We start from the raw sequence: 3,230 nt of genomic DNA on the forward strand, positions 1-3,230 counted from the left end.
AGAAATATGGTATGCTATGAAATTTAATAGTATTTTTGAAATTTAAAACATTCATGATTTTCAAACACAAAATAGGCCTTTACATATTGATACTTTTTAGTTATCAAGTCGCCTTAGCACAAGAAAATCAGATAAAAAAAGATACTTCAAAAGGCTATCGAGCAATTGAAAAATATTCTAAAAAAAGAAAGTTTACGAAATTTATTCATAAGTTTATTTTTCATTCGGTCGAAACACAAAAAATAACAAAAAGTAATTTTCAAAAAACACAAACCAAAAACTACCTCACTTTTGAAGGAAAAATTATTCGAAATATCGAAATAAAAACGTTAGATCCTTTTGGATATTCAGATACGGATTCCACAAAAGTGCCAAAGAAATTTATTGATAAAGCAGGAAATTCGTTACACGTAAAAACGAAACGATTTGCAATAAAGAATTTGCTTCTTATTAAGAAAAACGCACCGTTAGATTCGCTTTTAATGAAAGAATCCGAAAGGATAATTAGAAGCCAACGGTTTACTAGAAGTGTATCATCTGAAATGAAATTGGTTGCACAAGATTCTGTAGATGTACTAATTACCATTTTAGATTCTTGGAGCTTGGCACCAGATGTATCGCCAACAACTACCAAAACAAAATTTTATCTTAGAGAAAGAAATATATTTGGTTTAGGACACGAACTTGCCAATTCGTACACCAAAAGTTTAACCAGCAAACAATTTGGTTACAGCTTTAATTACTTTGTGCCTACTATAAAAAATTCATTTATAAGTACCCGTCTTAAATATGATATTGATTTTGATAGAAATTACGATAAATCGGTTACTATTGAAAGACCCTTTTTTTCAGCTTATACGCGATGGGCAGGTGGAATTCAGTTCGGACAAAATTTTAGCAAAATTAATGCTTTAGATGCCAATCAAATAATTAGAAGTCAAAACTCAAAATTCAATTATCAAGACTATTGGTTAGGGCGTTCTTTCCAATTAAATAAAGGAAATTCCGAATTTAATAGAACTACAAATTTTATTACAAGTGCCCGATATTTTAATAAGAATTACAGTGACACACCTTTTATTAATGCTGATAGTTTAAATATTTACAATGTAGAAAAACTATATTTAATTACTTTAGGAATTACATCAAGGAAATTTACACAAGACAAATATATTTTCGATTTTAATGTGGTAGAAGACGTGGCGTCTGGTTTTGTATACAGTGTAACCACGGGATATCAAAAAAAATATGACGAATACAAATTTTATGCTGGAGGGAAAATGGCATTGGGTAGGTTTTATAAATTTGGCTATTTAAGTACTAATTTAGAATTTGGTACCTTTTTAGATTTGGGAAAAACGAATCAAACAGCTACCAGTTTGCAACTGATTTATTTTACCAATTTACAAGAATATGGAAAGTGGAAATTCAGGCATTTTATTAAACCTCAATTAATAGTAGGCAACAACCGATTAAATTCTAATTACGATAGACTTACATTAAATGAGGGCCAAAATGGTATTGAAGGATTTAACAGTACTACACTTTTTGGCACAAAAAAATTACTTATGACAATACAATCTCAAGGGTATTCGCCGTGGCGATTTTTAGGTTTCCGTCTAAACCCATATTTAAGTTATACAGCTGGAATGTTAGGACAAGAAAATAGTGGATTCAGCGATAGCAAATTGTATTCACAAATAAGTATGGGCTTAATTATCAGTAATGACTTTCTTGTTTTTAGCTCGTTTCAATTTTCACTATCGTATTACCCATCTATTCCGGATGGCAATCCTATGTATAAAACAAATGCGCTTTCTACTTCCGATTTTGGTTTACAGAATTTTGAAATTTCAAAACCTAGTTTGATTGGATATTGATAGTGATTTATTTAGAAAATATGACACTAAAATAGTGTCTTTACAAAATCAAAGAAAAGAAAATTATTTTTTACTTATTATTTCCTTTACTTGTTCCACACTAATTTTTTTGGCAATAATTTTCTTATTACTATCAAGTATATAAATCACTGGGGTTGAGTAAACATCATATTTATTAATTAAGTTATTTATATAAACGCCATCATATACATTAGTCCAATTTGTTAAACCATTCTTTATGGTGTAATTTAAAAATTTTTCACCATCGTGCATTGTATATACTGAAATTACTTTTACATTTTTTTCTTGTTTGATTAAATCATTATAAACAGCCAACAATTTTGGTATTTCCGTTTGACAATGACCACAATCTACATCCCAAAAAACTAATATTATATAATCTGAAGTTACAGATTGAAGCGTTAAAAACATTTTATTAATTTCATCTACATTTGAATAGTATTTATTGGTAACATCATTACTGTCTTTAATAGTATTGAAACCCATTTTATTGATAGCAGCATAATCTTTAACTTGAATTAAATATAATTCAGGAGCAATAGAGCCTACTAACAATGGTTTTAATAAATCAGCTCTTTTTATTATCGAATTAATTACAGTTTCGTCTTTATAAATTCCGGCACCTTCTCCCTTTTTTAAATAGGCATCCGAAAGATGTACGAATACTTTATCAAAACCCATAATTTTTGACGTCTCATAATAATTAATAAAATGAGCCAATAAGGTTTTTTTTAAATCACTTCCTTTTTCTGTTTTTTCCAAAATTCTATCTAATTCAACAACTATTGAATCTGGATTTTGTACAATAACTGTCTCGAAGTACTTTTTGAGTTTATTAAAAAAAAACGGGTTTCTCATCGTTTCATTAGCTTTGAAATTCACGTTATCCCAGAAGTGTTTTTTATAATAGTTATATACCATCAAACTATCTGGTCTACCATTTGAAGCAGTTGGCACATTTTCAAGAATTTTTTCTATTTTAAAATTTACAACATTCCCAATAAAAGAAGTTTCGTTTTTATTATAAAAATCTTTCTCATAAATAGTAATTTCTTTCTCAATTTCTTTTTGTTTTTCAACTAATAAAAGCGAGTCTTTTTTGTCTTTAAGATTCACGCTGTTTTTGTAGTTAATAAAATTAATATTTTGTTTACTTACAAATTTCAAATAGTCAATAAAATTAGATTGTGAAGGAGAATTTAATACAAATAGACCTTGAATATTGTCAGGTTCTTTTTCATTATTGAATTCTAATTTCTGATTTCGTTCATCTACAAAAAAATCAAAATAAATGGTTTTCTGTTGACTTACAATTGAATAAATACCGGT

Annotated in this window: 2 protein-coding genes; one reads left to right on the forward strand and one right to left on the reverse strand. The window is 28.1% G+C overall.

Features of this window, described 5'->3' with window-relative positions:
• Positions 1-53 precede the first annotated feature (53 nt).
• A complete protein-coding gene (locus tag ACIQZ1_RS09570; RefSeq protein ID WP_396160832.1) occupies positions 54-1,880 on the forward strand; it encodes a hypothetical protein in 1,827 nt (608 codons plus the stop codon).
• A 63-nt stretch (positions 1,881-1,943) separates the two neighbouring features.
• Here ACIQZ1_RS09570 and ACIQZ1_RS09575 read toward each other — a convergent pair.
• A partial coding sequence (locus ACIQZ1_RS09575) for a thioredoxin-like domain-containing protein (RefSeq protein WP_396160834.1) occupies positions 1,944-3,230 on the reverse strand: 1,287 nt, incomplete at its 5' end.

The organism is Flavobacterium sp., assembly GCF_044341185.1.
GTDB lineage: Bacteria > Bacteroidota > Bacteroidia > Flavobacteriales > Flavobacteriaceae > Flavobacterium.